This window comes from Oceanospirillum linum, assembly GCF_001995095.2.
Classification (GTDB): domain Bacteria; phylum Pseudomonadota; class Gammaproteobacteria; order Pseudomonadales; family Halomonadaceae; genus Oceanospirillum; species Oceanospirillum linum.
This window is the reverse complement of the sequence record NZ_MTSD02000209.1, coordinates 1-399: the sequence shown is the minus strand read 5'-3', so window position 1 is coordinate 399 and position 399 is coordinate 1. Positions and strand designations below refer to the sequence as shown.

Sequence of the window (399 nt, the reverse complement as noted above, 5' to 3'; positions counted from 1 at the left end):
GTATTACAGGGCCTGATGGTGCTGGAAAGTCTACTTTGCTTGCAATGATTAGCCGTATTTATTTTCCTCAAGCTGGTGCGATTAAAATTGATACTATAGATACTCGGCAAATTTCAGCAGAATACCTACGATCAATGGTTAGCTTTATGCCTCAACGGTGTGATGTTTTTTATGGCACGGTGTCTCAAAATTTACGTTTGGTTCACCCTGCGGCAACAATGGAAGAGCTTGAATGGGCTGCAAAAATGTCACGTTTATTTAAAGATATTGAGCAGCTTGATCGCGGCTTTGAAACGCGAATCTCAAATAGCTTTGCAGATCAACTTTCTAATGGCTTTAGACAAAGGTTGTCTCTGGATCGAACGATGTTAAATCCTGCTTCAATAGTCTTGTTAGATG

Annotated in this window: 1 protein-coding gene; it reads left to right on the top strand. The window is 40.4% G+C overall.

The features are described from left to right. Nucleotides 1-399 (top strand): ATP-binding cassette domain-containing protein (locus tag BTA35_RS17355; RefSeq protein ID WP_139363758.1); only part of this gene is annotated, 399 nt, incomplete at both ends.